Annotated in this window: 17 protein-coding genes and 1 tRNA gene; 8 read left to right on the top strand and 10 right to left on the bottom strand. The window is 55.7% G+C overall.

Annotated elements, in window-relative coordinates:
• The first annotated feature begins 64 nt into the window (after positions 1–64).
• The 6 genes from ACIPR4_RS09370 to aroA all read left to right on the top strand — a co-directional run bounded on the left by ACIPR4_RS09370 (position 65) and on the right by aroA (position 6,595).
• Entirely contained in the window at positions 65–1,246 is a 1,182-nt protein-coding gene (locus tag ACIPR4_RS09370) for a Gfo/Idh/MocA family protein (protein WP_013568421.1), read from the top strand.
• A gap of 42 nt (positions 1,247–1,288) precedes the next feature.
• Entirely contained in the window at positions 1,289–1,843 is a 555-nt protein-coding gene (gene hpt, locus ACIPR4_RS09365) for a hypoxanthine phosphoribosyltransferase (RefSeq protein WP_013568420.1), read from the top strand.
• Positions 1,844–1,898: 55 nt separating this feature from the next.
• Positions 1,899–2,546: a UdgX family uracil-DNA binding protein gene (locus ACIPR4_RS09360; protein ID WP_013568419.1), complete on the top strand. Its 648-nt coding sequence runs from the start codon at positions 1,899–1,901 to the stop codon at positions 2,544–2,546.
• A gap of 78 nt (positions 2,547–2,624) precedes the next feature.
• Positions 2,625–3,380: a deoxyribose-phosphate aldolase gene (deoC, locus tag ACIPR4_RS09355; RefSeq protein ID WP_013568418.1), complete on the top strand. Its 756-nt coding sequence runs from the start codon at positions 2,625–2,627 to the stop codon at positions 3,378–3,380.
• 5 nt (positions 3,381–3,385) lie between these two features.
• Complete coding sequence (locus ACIPR4_RS09350) at positions 3,386–5,254, top strand: SpoIIE family protein phosphatase (RefSeq protein WP_013568417.1); 1,869 nt, start codon at positions 3,386–3,388, stop codon at positions 5,252–5,254.
• Between the two features lie 36 nt (positions 5,255–5,290).
• A complete protein-coding gene (gene aroA / locus ACIPR4_RS09345; RefSeq protein WP_013568416.1) occupies positions 5,291–6,595 on the top strand; it encodes a 3-phosphoshikimate 1-carboxyvinyltransferase in 1,305 nt (434 codons plus the stop codon).
• Positions 6,596–6,616: 21 nt separating this feature from the next.
• On the opposite strand, the gene ACIPR4_RS09340 is transcribed toward aroA, so the two are convergent.
• The 10 genes from ACIPR4_RS09340 to ACIPR4_RS09295 all read right to left on the bottom strand — a co-directional run bounded on the left by ACIPR4_RS09340 (position 6,617) and on the right by ACIPR4_RS09295 (position 13,667).
• A complete protein-coding gene (locus ACIPR4_RS09340) occupies positions 6,617–7,114 on the bottom strand; it encodes a bifunctional nuclease family protein (protein ID WP_013568415.1) in 498 nt (165 codons plus the stop codon).
• The gene (miaB, locus tag ACIPR4_RS09335) at positions 7,111–8,436 is read right to left on the bottom strand and encodes a tRNA (N6-isopentenyl adenosine(37)-C2)-methylthiotransferase MiaB (protein WP_041586019.1); all 1,326 of its coding nucleotides are present in this window, start codon (positions 8,434–8,436) and stop codon (positions 7,111–7,113) included. The genes ACIPR4_RS09340 and miaB overlap by 4 nt, the downstream gene beginning before the upstream one ends.
• Before the next feature lie 48 nt (positions 8,437–8,484).
• On the bottom strand, positions 8,485–9,753 hold the full coding sequence (locus ACIPR4_RS09330; protein ID WP_013568413.1) for a glycosyltransferase family 87 protein: 1,269 nt from the start codon (positions 9,751–9,753) through the stop codon (positions 8,485–8,487).
• Positions 9,754–9,755: 2 nt separating this feature from the next.
• Positions 9,756–10,781, bottom strand: coding sequence for an NAD-dependent epimerase/dehydratase family protein (locus tag ACIPR4_RS09325; protein WP_013568412.1), 1,026 nt, complete (start codon positions 10,779–10,781; stop codon positions 9,756–9,758).
• Position 10,782: 1 nt separating this feature from the next.
• Positions 10,783–11,511 carry a glycosyltransferase gene (locus tag ACIPR4_RS09320; protein ID WP_013568411.1) on the bottom strand — a complete coding sequence of 243 codons (729 nt, stop codon included), beginning with the start codon at positions 11,509–11,511 and terminating at the stop codon, positions 10,783–10,785.
• Positions 11,504–12,484 (bottom strand): NAD-dependent epimerase/dehydratase family protein, encoded by a 981-nt coding sequence (locus ACIPR4_RS09315; RefSeq protein WP_013568410.1) that lies wholly within the window; start codon positions 12,482–12,484, stop codon positions 11,504–11,506. Before ACIPR4_RS09315 ends, ACIPR4_RS09320 begins: the two co-directional genes overlap by 8 nt.
• 83 nt (positions 12,485–12,567) lie before the next feature.
• Positions 12,568–12,644: transfer RNA gene (locus tag ACIPR4_RS09310), tRNA-Glu, on the bottom strand.
• 79 nt (positions 12,645–12,723) lie between these two features.
• The gene (locus ACIPR4_RS23305) at positions 12,724–12,999 is read right to left on the bottom strand and encodes a DUF507 family protein (RefSeq protein ID WP_013568409.1); all 276 of its coding nucleotides are present in this window, start codon (positions 12,997–12,999) and stop codon (positions 12,724–12,726) included.
• The gene (locus ACIPR4_RS23300) at positions 12,996–13,274 is read right to left on the bottom strand and encodes a DUF507 family protein (RefSeq protein WP_013568408.1); all 279 of its coding nucleotides are present in this window, start codon (positions 13,272–13,274) and stop codon (positions 12,996–12,998) included. Before ACIPR4_RS23300 ends, ACIPR4_RS23305 begins: the two co-directional genes overlap by 4 nt.
• A gap of 33 nt (positions 13,275–13,307) precedes the next feature.
• Positions 13,308–13,667: a (2Fe-2S) ferredoxin domain-containing protein gene (locus ACIPR4_RS09295; RefSeq protein ID WP_013568407.1), complete on the bottom strand. Its 360-nt coding sequence runs from the start codon at positions 13,665–13,667 to the stop codon at positions 13,308–13,310.
• Between the two features lie 54 nt (positions 13,668–13,721).
• Here ACIPR4_RS09295 and ACIPR4_RS09290 point away from each other — a divergent pair, with 54 nt between their 5' ends.
• On the top strand, positions 13,722–14,183 hold the full coding sequence (locus ACIPR4_RS09290; RefSeq protein ID WP_013568406.1) for a hypothetical protein: 462 nt from the start codon (positions 13,722–13,724) through the stop codon (positions 14,181–14,183).
• A gap of 9 nt (positions 14,184–14,192) precedes the next feature.
• Positions 14,193–16,043, top strand: a complete 1,851-nt coding sequence (gene recJ / locus ACIPR4_RS09285; RefSeq protein WP_013568405.1) for a single-stranded-DNA-specific exonuclease RecJ — start codon at positions 14,193–14,195, stop codon at positions 16,041–16,043.
• Positions 16,044–16,097 lie beyond the last annotated feature (54 nt).

The raw sequence follows: 16,097 nt of genomic DNA, 5'->3' as shown, positions 1-16,097 counted from the left end.
CCCAACGCGTCGTTCGGACGCTATAAAGAGGCATCTCACTGATACAAAAAGAGGAAACGACACGATGGCCAGAATCGAAGGTTCGAATCGCCGCGACTTCATGAAAACGATGACCTCCGCAGGCATGATGGGTGCTCTGCCTGCCTCGGCTTTCGCGATGCACAGCGGCGAAGGTCACATCGTGCATGAGATCGCATCGCCAGAATTCGACCCCGCAGCACAGCCACAGTACGACGTCCGCTTCTCCGTCATCGGTCTCGACCACTACCATATCTTCGGGATTACAGCGGCGCTGCTCCGAGGAGGCGCGCAACTCGTAAGCGTCTACGCAAAGGATGATCAGCAAATCGCTGACTTTCGCAAGAAGTTTGGCGATATCAAGCGCGCCAGCAGCGAAGAAGAGATTCTGAACGACAAATCGATCCAAATCGTCGCGGCAGCTCCTCGACCCGACCTGCGCGCTCCTCTGGGCATCCGTGTCATGCACTCTGGCAAAGATTTCCTCTCGGATAAACCCGGCGCAATCTCCTTCGCTCAACTGGAGGACGTTCGTCGGGCTGTCAAAGAAACAGGCCGCATCTTCGCCATCATGTTTTCAGAGCGCCTGGAGGTGAAGTCCGTCATCAAGGCCAAGGAACTGATGTTGGCTGGTGCTATCGGCCGGGTCATTCAGACCATCAATATCGCGCCGCACAAGGCGGCTGACGTGCCTCGCCCGGAGTGGTTCTGGGATACGAAGCACTATGGCGGAATTCTTGTCGACATTGGTTCCCATCAGGCCGACCAGTTCCTCAACTTCACCGGTTCTACCGTGGCGGACATCGCAGCATCGCAGGTTGCCAACACAAACCATCCAGAACACCCCCACTTCCAGGACTTCGGCGACATGATGATCCACGGCAACGGGGGTGCCGCCTACGTCCGCGTGGACTGGTTTACCCCCGCCGCCTTGCCTGTCTGGGGCGATGGTCGTCTTTTTGTCCTCGGAACCGACGGCTATATGGAACTCCGCAAGTACATCGACATTTCGGGAAGGCCGGGTGCGGACCATCTCTTCGTCGTCAATCAGAAAGAGTCGCGCTATATCGATTGCACCAACGTCGAGCTTCCCTTTGGCCACAACTTCGTGGCGGATGTGGTCCATCGCACGCATCACGCACAGGATCAGGTTGCAACCCTTCTGGCTACAGAACTGGTTCTCAAGGCCCAGCAGAAGGCGCAGGTGCTTCACTTCGATAAAGCTTGAGGTTCCTGATTTCCTCACGCGTGATTCCTTTATCCTTGGGAGATGTCCTCGCCCGTTTTTGTCCCCGCCTCGCAGTGTGAAATCCTCTTCACAACCGATCAAATCGCAGACCGCGTCGTTGCGATCGGTCGCCAGATTACGGAGGAGTACAAGGGCCAGAGCATCGTTCTGGTCGGCGTCCTCAAAGGTGCGGCCATTTTCCTGGCCGATCTCGCCCGCGCTATCGAAGTGGACAATACCTTCGACTTTGTTGCGGTTTCGAGCTACGGCAAAGGAAAGACTACGACGGGGGCAGTCAAACTCATCAAAGACCTCGACGTTCCCATCGAGGGGAAGCACGTCATTCTTGTGGAAGACATACTGGATACCGGTCTGACCCTCAGCTACCTCCGTAAGTTGATGCTGCAGCACAAGCCTGCAACGCTGAAGATCGCCACCTGCCTCGACAAGCCAGAACGACGCCTCGTTCCCATCGAAGCGGACTACGTTTGCTTCAAGATTCCGAACAAGTTTGTCATCGGCTACGGCATGGATTATGCGGAAAAGTACCGTAATGTGCCGGATATCCGTCTCTTCCCCGAAGATGCGGGACATTAGAACGAGACCTCATAAATTCGCCTTTTCTTCGCTATACTAAATGCGGAGTGACCAGATGGTGCAGTCAGAGAGTGGAATCAGCACAGCGGCCCCATTCGTTCCGGCCAAACACAATCTCACGGCGATTCGCGAAGCTTTGCCCCACTGCCGTGGATGCGAGCTTTATCGGTGCGCGACACAGGTCGTTCCCGGTGCCGGACGGGCAACCGTCTCCATCATGCTGGTGGGAGAACAGCCCGGGGATCAGGAAGACCTGCAGGGAAAGCCCTTCGTCGATCCTGCCGGAGAGGTCCTGCACCGCGCCCTTGCGGAGATTTCGCTCGATCCTGCCCAGATCTACGTGACCAACGCGGTCAAGCACTTCAAGTTTGTGAGGAATGGAAAGCGCCGTTTACACAAGAATCCAAGGATGTCAGAGATCACTGCCTGTCGCCCCTGGCTTCTGGCCGAGTTCGATGCCATCAAGCCAAAGATCGTTCTCTGCCTTGGAGCTTCGGCGGCAAAATCGATCCTCGGAGGCACCTTCGGCCTGATGCGCGACCGCGGGAAGATTCTGTCAACTCCTTTTGCCGAGCACGTTATGGCGACGGTGCATCCCTCTGCAGTCCTTCGCGCCCGTGATCACGCCACGCGGGACCTTCTCTTCCGTCACCTTCGGGACGACCTGGAAGCGGCGTTTAAGTTTGCCAGGCACGTTGCCTGATAGCATCGATCCTCTTCACAGCGATAGGATGGACATGTACCTCGCACGCAAAACGTGCGCGGAATTGGAAGGATTTATATGGCCGCAACATCGATCGTTTTCGACGCATCCGCTTTCAGCGCACAGGCCCTCTCTTCGGCTCGATCGCTGGCTGCTGTTTTGGATCACACTCTGCTCAAAGCAGATGCCACCAGAACGCAGGTGGAAAAGATCTGCGCGGAAGCTGCCGAATACCGTTTTGCCTGTGCCATGATCAACCCCTTCTGGACCGAAGTAGCCATCTCGGCTCTAAAGGGTACGGGCGTGCCCGTTGGCGTTGTAGTTGGCTTCCCTCTCGGCGCATCGCTTCCAAGTTCCAAGCTGGATGAGGCAGACCGCGTGACGAAGATCGGTGCGCATGATGTCGATATGGTGCTCAACATCGGTGCATTGAAGTCGGAAGATTTCAAAACAGTCAAAATTGAGATCGCACAGATCGCCTCTCTGGTGCATGATCGTGGCGCTATTCTGAAGGTCATTCTGGAGACCTGCCTTCTTACCTTTGAGGAAAAACTTCGCGCTTCAGAGATTGCCATCTCCGCAGGCGCAGACTTTATCAAGACCAGCACAGGCTTCTCCACCGGCGGCGCGACGGCCGATGACATTCAACTCATGCGTGGCGTTGCGGGTACGCGGGCCGGGGTCAAGGCTTCGGGCGGCATTCGTACCCTGGAAGACGCGCGTGCGATGCTCGCAGCCGGAGCAACGCGTATCGGTGCCTCCGCCAGTGTCCGCATCGTGCATGAACTTTCGGGCAAGACGGACGCAAATTCCACACAAGCGACGGGCTACTAGATTCGATGGGTAGATTCTCTTCATCCACGACACCGAACCGTCCATTGCCGGAAGAGAGCGACGCGTCGAAATCAGAGGTTGTGGCTGATTTCGAAGGAGATTACCGTCCTGCGGCGATCGACACACCGGTGTCTCCGAACATCCGTATTGAAGCCAGCCATACAGATTTTCTGCATCGCCTTGCAGACGCCCTCAACACAACGCTGGACCTGCAGACGCTCATGCACCGCGTTGCGGATCTGGTGCGCGCGGTCGTGGACTACCGCATCTTTGCCGTTCTACTCCTCAATGACCGTACGCAGGAACTCTGGATGCGCTTCCAGGTGGGCCACACTCCAGAGATCGAGCGGATGCGCATCAGGATAGGCCAGGGAGTAGTAGGAGAAGCCGCTGAGCGCCGGGCTTCCATACGGATTGACGATGTCACCGAGATCTCGAACTATATCAATGCCAACCCTGAGGTGCGCAGCGAACTCGCCGTGCCCTTGATTGTCAAAAACAAGGTCATCGGCGTCCTCGATATCGAATCCGAGTTGCCGTCCAACTTCACGGACGACCAGAGGCGCTTGCTGGAACTCGTTGCCTCGCGCATGGCGATTGCGATTGAGAATGCCCGGCTCTACACGCGCGTCTCACGTCAGGCCCAGACGCTTACCGTTCTGAACGAGATTTCCCGCGAGCTGACCAGCATTCTGGATCTGGACGACCTTCTGGAACGGATCGGCACCCTGTTGAAGCGGGTCGTCGACTTCCAGATGTTCACCATCCTGCTCTGGAGCCAGTCGCAGCAGCAGTTTGTCCACCGATTTTCGACGCGTTATGGAGAGGTCGTCTCGCGAGAGCGGAACGCGCCGCTCGGTGTGGGCATCATTGGAAATGCAGCCAAGGATCGCGCACCCATTTTGGCCTCCGATGTGCGCAAAGACCCTCGCTACATCGAAGCGAACGAGGGCGTACGCAGCGAACTCGCGGTTCCCCTGATCTACAAAGGCAATGTGATCGGCGTGATCGATCTCGAACACACGCGTCTGAATTATTACAACGAAGATCATCAGCGGACGCTCACCACGCTGGCCGGGCAGATTGCCATTGCCATCACCAACGCTCGCCTGTACGAGCGGATTCGCGAAGACGAGCAGCGGATGGAACGCGACCTGGAGATGGCTCGCCAGGTGCAGCTTCGCCTTCTTCCAGCGGCGGCTCCTGCCATGCTCAACGCCGAGATTGCGGCGGAGTTTCTCGCTGCTCGTTCTATCGGCGGAGACGTCTACGACTTTATCCCTTACGGCGAGAACCGCCTTGCGATCGCCATTGGAGACGTAAGTGGAAAGGCTGCTCCTGCAGCTCTCTACGCGGCTCTCGTGAGTGGCATTCTGCGCTCGCTGGCGGCCCAGCATCTCTCTCCGGGTGCGATGCTGGCAGCGATGAACGACCAACTCCAGGAACGCCGCCTGGACGCCCAGTACGTTACTATGCTCTTCGCGATCTGGAACGGAGAAAATCGGACGCTCCAGATTGCCAATGCAGGTTCGGTACAGCCGCTTTTTGTCACTGGGACCGGAGAGAACCGTTCGGCCAACGCCATTCAGGCCGAAGGCTTCCCTCTCGGTCTCTTTCCGAATGCGGATTATGAAGAGTTCACCGTGTCCACGCAGCCTGGGGACGTCATCGTCTTCTACTCGGACGGTATAGTAGACGCGGAAAATCGCTTGCATGCCATGTTTGGAACGGACCGGCTCTGTGCTCTTCTGCAGGAGACGAATCCGACCACGGCGAAGGAAACCGTCGACACTGTCCTCAGGGCCGTGGATAGCTTCCAGGCGGGCGCCGACCATTTTGACGATGAGACCGTCGTCGTTCTGCAGGTGCTCTAACCCGCTCGCGCTCTGCGGCGTTAAGATAGAGAAAGAATGTCTCAAGCAACCAGCAACTCCATTCAAACTATCCGCCCCGCGAAAAACCTCCGCGGCAGTGTGCGCCTCCCCGGCGACAAGAGCATCTCGCACCGCTATGCCATGCTTGCCGGGCTGGCCGAGGGCACTTCGGTTCTCGCGAACTTCTCTACCGGTGCCGATCCGCATAGCTCGCTCGCCTGCATGGAAGCTCTCGGAGCTACAGTGGTCAAGAAGGACGACGGAACCATCGCCGTTACCGGAACCACCGGCCAGTTCAAACAGCCGCTCATTGATCTGGACTGCGGCAACTCCGGCTCCACTATGCGGATGCTCGCCGGGCTGATTGCCCCCCATCCGCACACCTTCCGTTTGATCGGTGACGCTTCGTTGACGCCCCGCCCGATGGAACGTATCCGCGGACCGCTTTCCAAGATGGGTGCAAAGATAGACCTGACCGACGGCCACGCCCCCATCACCGTTCACGGTGGGCCGCTCCAGGCAATTACCTTTGATACGCCCATCCCCAGCGCTCAGGTAAAGACGGCGATTCTCTTTGCTGGTCTGCAAGCAAACGGCACCACGACGATTAGCGAGTCCGTTCGCACACGCGACCACTCCGAACACGCTCTGCGTGCCTTCGGTGCAGAGCTCACGCGTTCTGCCGATGCCATCTCCATCGAAGGCGGACAGAAACTTCACTCCCTGAACCTCACCGTTCCCGGCGATATGTCGTCTGCGGCGTTCTTCCTTTGTGCCGCGCTGCTCTTCCCTGAATCGAATCTCGTTCTGGACGACCTCGGCATGAACCCGACCCGTTCTGCCCTGTTGGATGTCCTCGTTGGCCTCGGCTTGAAGGTCAAGGTACTCAATCTCGAAGAGCATCACGGCGAGCTGATCGGCTCACTCCAGATCAATAGCTCGGCGCAACTGAAGGGTGCAGAGATATCCGGCGGCCTCTCGGCACAGCTCATCGACGAACTTCCTGTCCTTGCCGCCATTGCTCCCTACACACGTGACGGCATTAAAATCCGCGACGCGAAGGAGTTGCGCGTCAAGGAATCCGACAGGATTGCTCTTGTAGCGAAGAATCTGAAGGTAATGGGTGCTGTGTTTACCGAAAACGAGGACGGCCTGGATATCCCCGGTGGCCAGACGCTACACGGCGCTGCGATTGACTCGGGCCTCGACCACCGTATCGCGATGGCTTTTTCCATCGCCGCGCTGCGGGCAGAGGGAGAAACAGAGATCCACGGCGCTGAGGCTGCGGCGATTTCATTCCCGGAGTTTTACACGCTTCTGGATTCTCTCTGCGAGAGATAGCCGCGCCTGCGAGACGGGCTGCTACATCTTGTAGCGGCCCATGTCGTCATCGTTCAGGCCTTCAAGCCAGCGGCGCATCTCATCCGGCTGAATATTCTGTCCATTTGCCTGGTTCTTTTGTACGGCATCCAGAACGGAACGCTCCACATAGACGGGGCAATCCGCCCGCATCGCGAGAGCCAGAGCGTCGCTGGGACGAGCGTCCAGGGTCATGGTTTCGCCACTGCGGTCTAGCCAAACGACCGCAAAAAAAGTATCGTCCTTCAACTCGCTCACGACGACCTTGAGGATTTCGGCATCCAGCGCGTGGATTGCGGTCCGCAGCAGATCATGCGTCATCGGTCTGGGTGTTGCCGTCTTCTCGATCTCCATCGCAATGGCATTCGCTTCGAAGATTCCCACCCAGATGGGCAGGACGGCTTCCCCACCGATCTCGCGAAGGACGACCATGGGCATATTTGTCACGGGATCCATCATGAGACCGCGAATTTTCACTTCCACTTCATCCGGAGTTTTCATGCGCTGACCGCCTCGCCCACCAGACTATTCGGAAAAGTCTGCGTAATGCGAACTGTCTGATAGCTTCCGAGGGCAGGCAAAATGGGCTGCGTCACGGTAAAGTTCACCGTTTTGTTCTGCGAGCTGCGTCCCGTCACTTGGCCTCGCTGGCGATTGTACCCCTCAACCATCACTTCCATCACCTGTCCCAGGTGGCGTCCATAGCTGATCCGCTGCAGCTCTCGCTGGCGGTCCATCAGACGCTGCAAGCGGGCAGCCTTTACCTCAACACCTACCGTCTCTTCCATGTGGATAGCCGGGGTGTTGGGGCGCGGCGAATACTGAAAGGCGAAGACGCCGTCGTATCCTACTTCGTCCAGCAAGGAGGCCGTCTGCTCGAAATCTTCTTCGGTCTCGCCGGGAAATCCTACGATGATGTCGGTCGTCATGCTGATCTCGCGCTTCGCGGCTTTGATCCAGGCGATACGTTCCAGATACCACTCACGTGTGTACTCCCGCTGCATCGCCTTCAAAACAATAGAAGAACCGCTCTGGACCGGAAGATGCACGTGATCGCAGACCTGCGGTACAGCGTCGATGACGTCGATGATGTCCTGCGTAAAGTCGCGCGGATGCGACGTAGTGAACCGGACGCGGCGTACGCCGGCCATCTGCCCGATCGCGCCCAGAACCTCGGCGAAGGTTCTCTTCCCGGAAGAATCACGGTAGGAGTTCACGTTCTGCCCGAGCAGTTGAATATCGGTGTACCCCATGTCCGCCATGCGCCGCGCCTCGGCGAGAACGCTGTCGGAGGTGCGGCTGCGCTCTTTGCCCCGGGTATACGGCACTACACAGTAGGAACAAAACTTGTCGCAACCCTCGATGATGGTGATGTATCCACGATGAGGGTTGGAGCGGGCGGTAAATTCGGTATCGAAGGTTTCGTCAGTCTGGCGATCGTCAAGGCCGGTGATGCGGTTCTCTCCCGCTTCAAGTCGCACCAGCATCTCGGGCAGATTACGGTAGGACGCGGACCCTGAGACGAGCGAAACGTACGGCGCTTTCTCGAAGATCTTCTCGCCTTCCTGCTGGGCCACGCATCCGATGACGGCGAACTTCTTCCCCTCGCCCTGCATCTTCTTGTATTCATTCAGACGATGAAAGACCTTCTGCTCAGCCTTATCCCGGATCGAGCAGGTGTTGTACAGGATCAGACCAGCGGCTTCCTCGTCCTCAACACGCGTATAACCCTCATGCTCCAGGGTCCCAATGACCTTCTCGGAATCATGGGCATTCATCTGGCAGCCGAAGGTCTCGATGTAAAAAGTCTTCTCTGTACTCATCAAAGCAAGTATACCGCCGCGTAAAAACTTCAAACGAAACGCTCATCCCTAAGCAGGAGATAGTCCGAGCGCCTGTTCGCCTTCATCTGGCCATGGGAAGAATAGGCCGATGCAGAAAAGTGTCACAAGGCAAGCACACTTTAGTTCTCCACCGATACGAATACCATGCCAAAAGAAGTAGCTATCAATGGCGGTGACGAGGGCAAGCAAAACGGCGGCCAAGCGGAGCCCCGGCAAAATCAGCCCTTTCTTCCAAGCCTCAAATGATACGAGGACCATCGCTGCCCAAGGCAAGTAAAGGTGGACCAAAGTGTATTCATAGGACACAGGAGGGAGGATGACGCTGGCGACTACCAAGCATAAAACCTGATTGATCCGCGGGAGCTTCCTTACACGAAGCCAATATAGAACTAACCCCGTGAATGCTGCGACCAGTAAATAGCCCTGTAGCCAGGATCTGTAGTCCTGATGCACCCGAAGCTTGACGATCGCAAAAAGCGAGTGATCGAAACCGATTTCGTTCCAGTGAATGGTCAAAGCGTAGTTAGTCCTGAATGCTTCCAGACCTGCCGCAATTCCAGTTGAAGCGATGTGATACGTGGGCCCTACAAAAAAATAACTGGATCCAGTTATCAATATTGCTATGCCGATAGCGACGGCAAACGCGCTATAGCGCTTCTGAGAAAACAAAAGCCCCAAAAGAATAAAGGGAAAAAGTTTAAGGGCTGTCGCGGCCCCTAATAAAATTCCGCATAAATACCATCGTTTGGACCAGAATGCCCAAACTCCGGAAGCAGTAAAAAGCCAACAAACTCCTTCAATGTTTCCCCTATTGATCAAAAAAAGAATCGGATATCCTAACAAGCCAGATAAACCGATAAACAGGAACGAGTGAGGTTTCGAAATGCCTCGACGGATAAGAGCCAGATAAAGCCAACACGCTCCGAAAAAAAAGATGGAGATGTTGAATGCGAGTAAAAGTCGCGAGTCCCATTTACCGGCAGCAAAAAAAAGATTTAGAACAACAGCCGCCGGTGCTGGATAGCTAAAAGGATATCCGGCACTGGGAAATCCTTCAGTCGCAAAGAATGACGCCTGATGAAAATACCGAAAACGATCACGGAAGATCGTGAAATCAGTGAATCGGGCATTCGGACTGAAAAATGGGAACCAGTGTGGCCATGTAGACTTCAGCACAAAGTAATTGAAGAGCAAGATAGTGGCGCCAAGGAAAGAAAAGCCAACCAGGCACTTCAGATAAAGGCGCATTTCTGGTGGTAGGCCTGTGCGTGCCGCATCCGGATGAATGGGCACCATTTTCACCGCTGCTCTCTCCGTGACTTCTCCCAATCAAGTGCATCTGCGATCCCCTGCTCTTTGGTTGCTTTGGGTCGCCAGTTGAGAAAACGCTCCGCCTTAGAGTTATCCGCGACAAAATACTTTTGGTCATTCGCACGCCAAGGAAGCTCCTGCGGGTTCATCTTTGCGCCTACTTCTTTCTCGAGGTGAAGGAAAAGTTCGCGCAGAGACATGCTATTTTCGTAACCGCCACCGATATTGAAAGCCTGTCCCCGGGCGCCTGCAGCATGCTCATGCGCTGCCAGGTAACAAGCCACAGCATCGGAAACATGCAGCAAATCGCGCACTTGCTTACCATCCCCATTGATGGTGAACTCATGTGCCGGATTTAGCTTTGTCTCAATCGCCTGTTGGCAAAACCAACCGACCCAGCCCTGATCGAACGTAGAGATCTGACGTCCACCATAGATGGTGGAATGCCGGAAGACCACGCTGTTCACACCGAAGTTTCGGGCGTACTCCAGCATGTACTGGTCCGCTGCGCCCTTCGAGCATCCATAGGGAGTGTAAAACTCCAGACGTGCCCGCTCCGTGACACTCTTTGCACCTTCCGGCTCCCAACGGGTCGGCAATTCACGCAGGACGCAGTCTTCCAGTTCACCATAGACCTTATTGCTGGAGGCATAAACAACCGTTGCATCTGGCGCAAGGATTCTGACGCACTCCAAAACATTGATCGACCCGAGCACGTTCACTTCAAAATCCCGTCGAGGGTTTTCCAGGGATGTGGTCATTGCGACTTGTCCTGCCAAGTGAAAGACACATTCAATCGAATGCTTTCGGAAGATTGGTTCCAGATCGTGCCCGTTACGGGTATCCGCATGGTAAAAATCAAACTTTCCAAGGGTACGCAGCCAGTTCAAATTAATCGGGGTACCGGGACGAATAAGATTATCGACGACGACCACCTCTTCGCCTCTGCGGATCAACTCCGCCGTTAAATTGCTTCCGACAAAGCCGCATCCACCCGTCACTAAATATGCCAAATTAAACCCCTTTGTCCCGTGCGGTTTCTTCCGCGCGAAAACTTTGCATTTTTTTCATCGAGCTCAAGTAACTCAGCAAAAACTTTGGTAAGTTTCTCTTACTCTCTCCGGCCTTCCGCTGCTCAAAGGTGACCGGCACTTCCGTCACCGTGGCCTTACTCACCCCATAGATAAGCCTGATAAGAATCTCTTCTACGATATCGAAGTTGTCCGAAACAAGCCGAAGAGGGCGAAGCTGAGCTCCCTTATAGAGGCGTAAACTATTGCTCACGTCATAAACATTCAGCTTAAACGCAAGTCGATAAGCGTGATTGAGCATCCTGCTCATGAAGATGAGGATCGCTGGATTTTCGGTATTTCCACCTTTGATATACCTGGAACCAATCACGATATCGTAACTTTCACGCTTCGCCCAAAGCTTGAAAAGTTCTTTTGGATTGTGCGATCCGTCGGAATCCATTAGGATCACGAACGTCCCCTTGGAAGCTGTAATTCCCGAGCGCACAGCGTCACCGTAAGTATCTCCACCGGTACGATGCAGATGCCTAACACCGTGGACGGAGCAGACTTCCGCCGTATCGTCGAGAGGAAGCCTTGCATCAGAAACAATAATTTCTACATCGGGCGAGAGCGCGCGTGCAGCAAGCACAAGAACGGGAAGTAGTGTTTTCAGGGATTCAGCCTCGCGGTAAGCAGGCATCACGATGGAAAGTTCGCAAGGTTCAGACATTCGGTGAGTTGGGCTCCGTCAACTTCATTTCAGGATGGGATTCTCGCGCCAGTTCCCAAACGGCTCTTGCAAGACTTACCTGCGGTTCCCACCCCAAGATTTCTTTGGCATGAGAAATATCCGCAACTGAGTGCATCGGCTCATATGGGTGCATTTTCACAGCGCCCAGATCGAATTTCACATCGAGATTTAGTTGGATGCAGACATCGCGAACAAGGTCTTTCAAGGGGAGAGATTTTCCGCTTCCCAGATTAAACTTCTCGATCAGTGGAGCCTCTTCACGCTCTGTCACCATCATCACCGCTCGAGCGATATCATCTACAGAGCAAAAATCGCGAATCTGGTCTCCCTGTGTCATAGGAAGTACCTTTCCTTCCGCGGCTGCAGTAAGAATGCGTGGGAATAGGCGCTCCCCGCCGTCGTGCTTTCCTGTAAAGGCAAAAGGCCGAAGAATTGTCAGCCGCCGCTTAAACTCTGCCGCCGCAGCCTGGAGCATCGAATCCCCAGCAGCCTTGCTTGCACCATAAGGATGCAGTGTCTCGATCGGATCGGTCTCGCGCAACGGTCGGCCCTGCTCGCGATAGACAAGCCCCGTACTGATGTAAATGAAATGCGAATGATGGTCGAATCGGCAATTCATTTGGAAGAGCCGCATCGTCGATTCCACGTTGAAATGCATGAGATCGAACCAAGACCCTTTAGGCGGTCTCAAGCCGCTTGCTGCGCAATGAATAATTACATCTGGATTAGCGCGCTCAAAGATCTGCGCTGTATGAATCGCGTCGCTTAGTTCATGGTCTACAAACTGGACGGTGTCTCCAAAATCCTGAAGAAGAGTATGCCTGCTGCGAAGGGGCGCAATGATGTTAAAGCGTCCTGTAGCAGCTAACTGACGCAAGATGTTGTAACCAAGCGTGCCGCTACCACCGGTTACAAGTACACGCTTGCGTTTGGCTTTTGCATCACGAGTCATCAACGGAGACCCGGGAAGTAGGTCTGGGCGAACTTCAGCATCTAACAATTGCCTCCACCCTATATCGATTTTGAGAAGGAATTTGGTAGCGTTACCGGGGCTCGAACCCGGACTCTTCGCCTTGAGAGGGCGACGTGTTAACCAGTTACACCATAACGCCACGAAACGGAGTGGATATCCGTTGCAACTTGATCAATATAACAAACTTTGAGGCACTCTGCAGGATCAGAACTACACCGTTAGATGCCCAACCGCTTCACTTCATCGTTATAGTACTTGCGATAGAGAATGTCCCACTCTTGTGTGCCTTCGAGGATGATCCTCTGCTGGGAGGAGATCTTCAGGCGGGCTGCGGCGTCGATCTTTGTCTCTTCCAGCAAAAGCTTTTCGAGAACGCGACGCGCTTCCTGCCTTACGGTGTTGCGATCTTCCAGGAAATCGCACTCGTCAATTTCGGCCAGGGTGTCGGCTACTACGTGGGCGAGTTTGTTCGCCTTATCGCGGGAGATTCTCATAGCACCGCCTTGTACTTGCGCGCGAGCTCGTTCTTTACCTTCTTGAACATCTCCGGGTAGCTTGCGCCGGTCTTGACCATGTCGTCCTGAAAGGCTCCCAGGATCACCCGCACTTCATCGTTGATGCGGTCTTCCAGAGACAGCTCATCGATCAGCCCCTCCTGCACCTTCTCTATGAGACGTGCAGGCTTGTCCGTCCGAATCACCTTCGCCGCTTCCAGACCTTTTACCGTCTGCCGCGCCAGGTACCCTACATATTCTTTGGAAAAAATCATCGTGTTATATCGCTAAATCTATCACAACAAAGGCTACTTCTTCTTGCCGCGGTGGGGGCACTCCGAGGTGTTCAGGCAGCTTTCGGCCAGCTGCAGCCGCTTAACCGGTACGCCTCCTACAAGATGGCTCTGGACAATCTCTTCCACGTCTTTTGGTCTCACAAAGCCATACCAGACGGCGTCGGGGTAGACAACAACTACCGGCCCGTGTTCGCACTGGTCGAGGCATCCGCTCTCATTCGCCCGAATCTGGTGTTTCAATCCCGCATCTTTGATCGCGTCCTTGAACGCGTCTTTCAGCTTCTTTGCGCCCTCATTCCGGCAGCTGGGGCGGGCGGCAGACTCGTCCCGCTCGTTCGTACAGATAAAGACGTGCTTCTCAAACGCTGGCATCTGCTCATCCTACTACCGTGAATGTGACCCAAAATCTGAGACAATATTGATTGCATGCTCATCGAAAACCTCGCTTCGCTCAAAGACGACATGGTCGCCTTCATCGCCGGCAACGGACTCCGCCGGGTCTCGGCCTATGTGTCGGAAGACGTGCCCTCCGTGGTCTTCGAAGAAGACAACGTGGACTCCTGGAAGGACTTTGTCGAACACGCCAAGGCCTCAGGCGCAGCCTTCTTGACGATGAGCGAGGTGGTCCTGGAAAAGACGGACGTCGAGATCCTCGTTCAGCAGCTTCGCGAGCAGTCCTTCCCCGATCCCGACTCGCATGAGATTGCAGAAGCCCAGTACCTCGTAGAGCACGTCGGCAAGACGGGGTATCTGCAGCTGGGTTTCGCACACCAGGGTGTCATGTTTCTCTATGAGACCGAGACGGAGTGGTATGACCGGTTTCAGCAGATCCTGGAAGCCGTAGGCGAACTCGGTCGGATTGTCGTCGACGAAGACGACGAGGACTAACGAAAAAGCATGGCCCTTCCCGCTCGCTGGGTGCTCCCTGAAGTTGATCCGGATGCCGTCGCAGAGATCGCATCTTCCTGCACGCTTCCCCTCCCTGTTGCTGCCATGCTTGTTCGCCGTGGCATCTCTTCCGCCGAAGAGGCTCTTCGGTTTCTTCAACCGAGCTTGAGCCAACTGCACGATCCATTTCTGATGCTAGGGATGCATGAGGCAGTCGACCGCGTACTGGAAGCCGTTCTCCACCGCGAACCGATCCTGATCTACGGCGACTATGACGTCGACGGCACGACCGCCACAGTGCTTCTCAAAACGGCCATCGACCGCATTACGCCCAAGGGCACACCTTCGCTCGTGCGCTTTCATATCCCCCATCGCATTCTTGAAGGGTACGGCATGCAGACCAGTATCCTGGCCGGTGCAGCCGAGCAAGGCATCCGCCTCGTCATCTCTGTGGATACGGGTATTCGTGCCTTTGCCGCTGCCGACGAAGCCCGTGCTCAGGGCATGGACCTTATCGTCACGGACCACCACCTGCCCGACGACTCTGGGGTTCCCGAAGCGGTGGCTGTGCTCAACCCCAACCAGCCCGGATGTCCTTATCCTTTCAAGGCAATCTGCGGGGCGGGGGTCGCGTTCAAGCTGGCACACGCTCTCTTGCTCTCCGTGGCAGCCGATCCGAACGATCCTACCTTCAACCCGATCTCCCGTGAGGCGCTGGAGGAGAAGTTCCTTCCCTCGTTTCTCAAACTGCTTGCGATCGCCACCATCGCCGATTCTGTCCCGCTCAATGGGGAAAACCGAGCCATTGTGGCCCTGGGTCTGGAACAGCTTCGTCGTCCCAACCAGGCGGGGCTTCGCGCCCTGATGCAGCTCTCCGGTTTCGAACTGGAGAATGGTAGCGTCATCAAAAGCTTCAATGCGCGCGACATCGCCTTTCGCATTGCGCCGCGCATCAACGCTGCGGGCCGCATGGACACCGCAACGGACGTCGTCCAGCTTTTTCTCACGCGCGATCCGGCCGAGGCCCAAACGCTCGCCGAAAAGCTCCATGCTCTGAACACCGACCGCCGCGAGGCTGAAGCACGCATTCTCGAAGAGGTCGAAGCGCAAATTGCGAAGCTGCGCGAGACGGACGCTGACCTGGAAAGCCACGGAGTCGTCGTGCTGGATGGCGAAGGCTGGCATCGCGGTGTGGTTGGCATTTTGGCTTCGCGGGTGGTGGAGCGCACCGGACGCCCTGCCCTCGTTCTCGCTCATGAGGATGGTCAAGCGCACGGCTCGGGTCGTTCCGTCGCGGGCTTCCATCTACTGGATGCCATCACGTTTGTCGATAACGAGTCGGCCGTATTTACTCGCTTTGGGGGGCATGCGTTTGCGGTTGGATTTTCCCTTCCGTCCAACGTTGTGCCGGACCTCAAGCTGCGCCTCTCCGCGTACTCGGTACCTCGGCTCACGCCCTCGGTGCTTGCTCCGACCATTTTGCTCGACTCGGAAGTGCGCCTTGCCGACATCGACGCGAACCTGCTCGCTGCAGTCCGAAAGTGCGAGCCCTTTGGAAACGACAATCCGGAGCCGGTCTTTGCGGCCTTCGGGGTGACCATTCTGGATCCGATCAAGACTCTGAAAGAAAAGCATGCCAAACTTCGAGTTCGCCAGGAGGACGGCGGCCTTGCCTTTGCGGCTCTCTGCTGGTCACGATCCGATTCCTGGCCAGAACGGCTCGAGAAGCTGGGCGTGACCCAGGGATCCAAAGTCGACATTGCCTTCCGTCCCCGCGAAAACTCACATCCCGATTTCGGCACCGCTATCGACCTCGAACTTTGCGATATTCGACTCACCGATGGTACGTCAGTCACTTAGGCCGCGGAAATATTCCGCATCGTAGCGACGTCGACCGCGTCTTATATACTGATA

Source organism: Terriglobus saanensis SP1PR4 (assembly GCF_000179915.2).
Lineage (GTDB): Bacteria > Acidobacteriota > Terriglobia > Terriglobales > Acidobacteriaceae > Terriglobus > Terriglobus saanensis.
The sequence above is the reverse complement of the archived record's forward strand: the minus strand, read 5'-3'. Positions and strand labels throughout refer to the sequence as shown.

Excerpts from the sequence above, each read along its gene's own strand:
- ACIPR4_RS09370 (WP_013568421.1), top strand. The coding sequence starts at position 65 with ATGGCCAGAATCGAAGGTTCGAATCGCCGCGACTTCATGAAAACGATG.
- hpt (WP_013568420.1), top strand. The coding sequence starts at position 1,289 with ATGTCCTCGCCCGTTTTTGTCCCCGCCTCGCAGTGTGAAATCCTCTTC.
- ACIPR4_RS09360 (WP_013568419.1), top strand. The coding sequence starts at position 1,899 with ATGGTGCAGTCAGAGAGTGGAATCAGCACAGCGGCCCCATTCGTTCCG.
- deoC (WP_013568418.1), top strand. The coding sequence starts at position 2,625 with ATGGCCGCAACATCGATCGTTTTCGACGCATCCGCTTTCAGCGCACAG.
- ACIPR4_RS09350 (WP_013568417.1), top strand. The coding sequence starts at position 3,386 with ATGGGTAGATTCTCTTCATCCACGACACCGAACCGTCCATTGCCGGAA.
- aroA (WP_013568416.1), top strand. The coding sequence starts at position 5,291 with ATGTCTCAAGCAACCAGCAACTCCATTCAAACTATCCGCCCCGCGAAA.
- ACIPR4_RS09340 (WP_013568415.1), bottom strand. The coding sequence starts at position 7,114 with ATGAAAACTCCGGATGAAGTGGAAGTGAAAATTCGCGGTCTCATGATG.
- miaB (WP_041586019.1), bottom strand. The coding sequence starts at position 8,436 with ATGAGTACAGAGAAGACTTTTTACATCGAGACCTTCGGCTGCCAGATG.
- ACIPR4_RS09330 (WP_013568413.1), bottom strand. The coding sequence starts at position 9,753 with ATGGTGCCCATTCATCCGGATGCGGCACGCACAGGCCTACCACCAGAA.
- ACIPR4_RS09320 (WP_013568411.1), bottom strand. The coding sequence starts at position 11,511 with ATGTCTGAACCTTGCGAACTTTCCATCGTGATGCCTGCTTACCGCGAG.
- ACIPR4_RS09315 (WP_013568410.1), bottom strand. The coding sequence starts at position 12,484 with ATGACTCGTGATGCAAAAGCCAAACGCAAGCGTGTACTTGTAACCGGT.
- ACIPR4_RS23305 (WP_013568409.1), bottom strand. The coding sequence starts at position 12,999 with ATGAGAATCTCCCGCGATAAGGCGAACAAACTCGCCCACGTAGTAGCC.
- ACIPR4_RS23300 (WP_013568408.1), bottom strand. The coding sequence starts at position 13,274 with ATGATTTTTTCCAAAGAATATGTAGGGTACCTGGCGCGGCAGACGGTA.
- ACIPR4_RS09295 (WP_013568407.1), bottom strand. The coding sequence starts at position 13,667 with ATGCCAGCGTTTGAGAAGCACGTCTTTATCTGTACGAACGAGCGGGAC.
- ACIPR4_RS09290 (WP_013568406.1), top strand. The coding sequence starts at position 13,722 with ATGCTCATCGAAAACCTCGCTTCGCTCAAAGACGACATGGTCGCCTTC.
- recJ (WP_013568405.1), top strand. The coding sequence starts at position 14,193 with ATGGCCCTTCCCGCTCGCTGGGTGCTCCCTGAAGTTGATCCGGATGCC.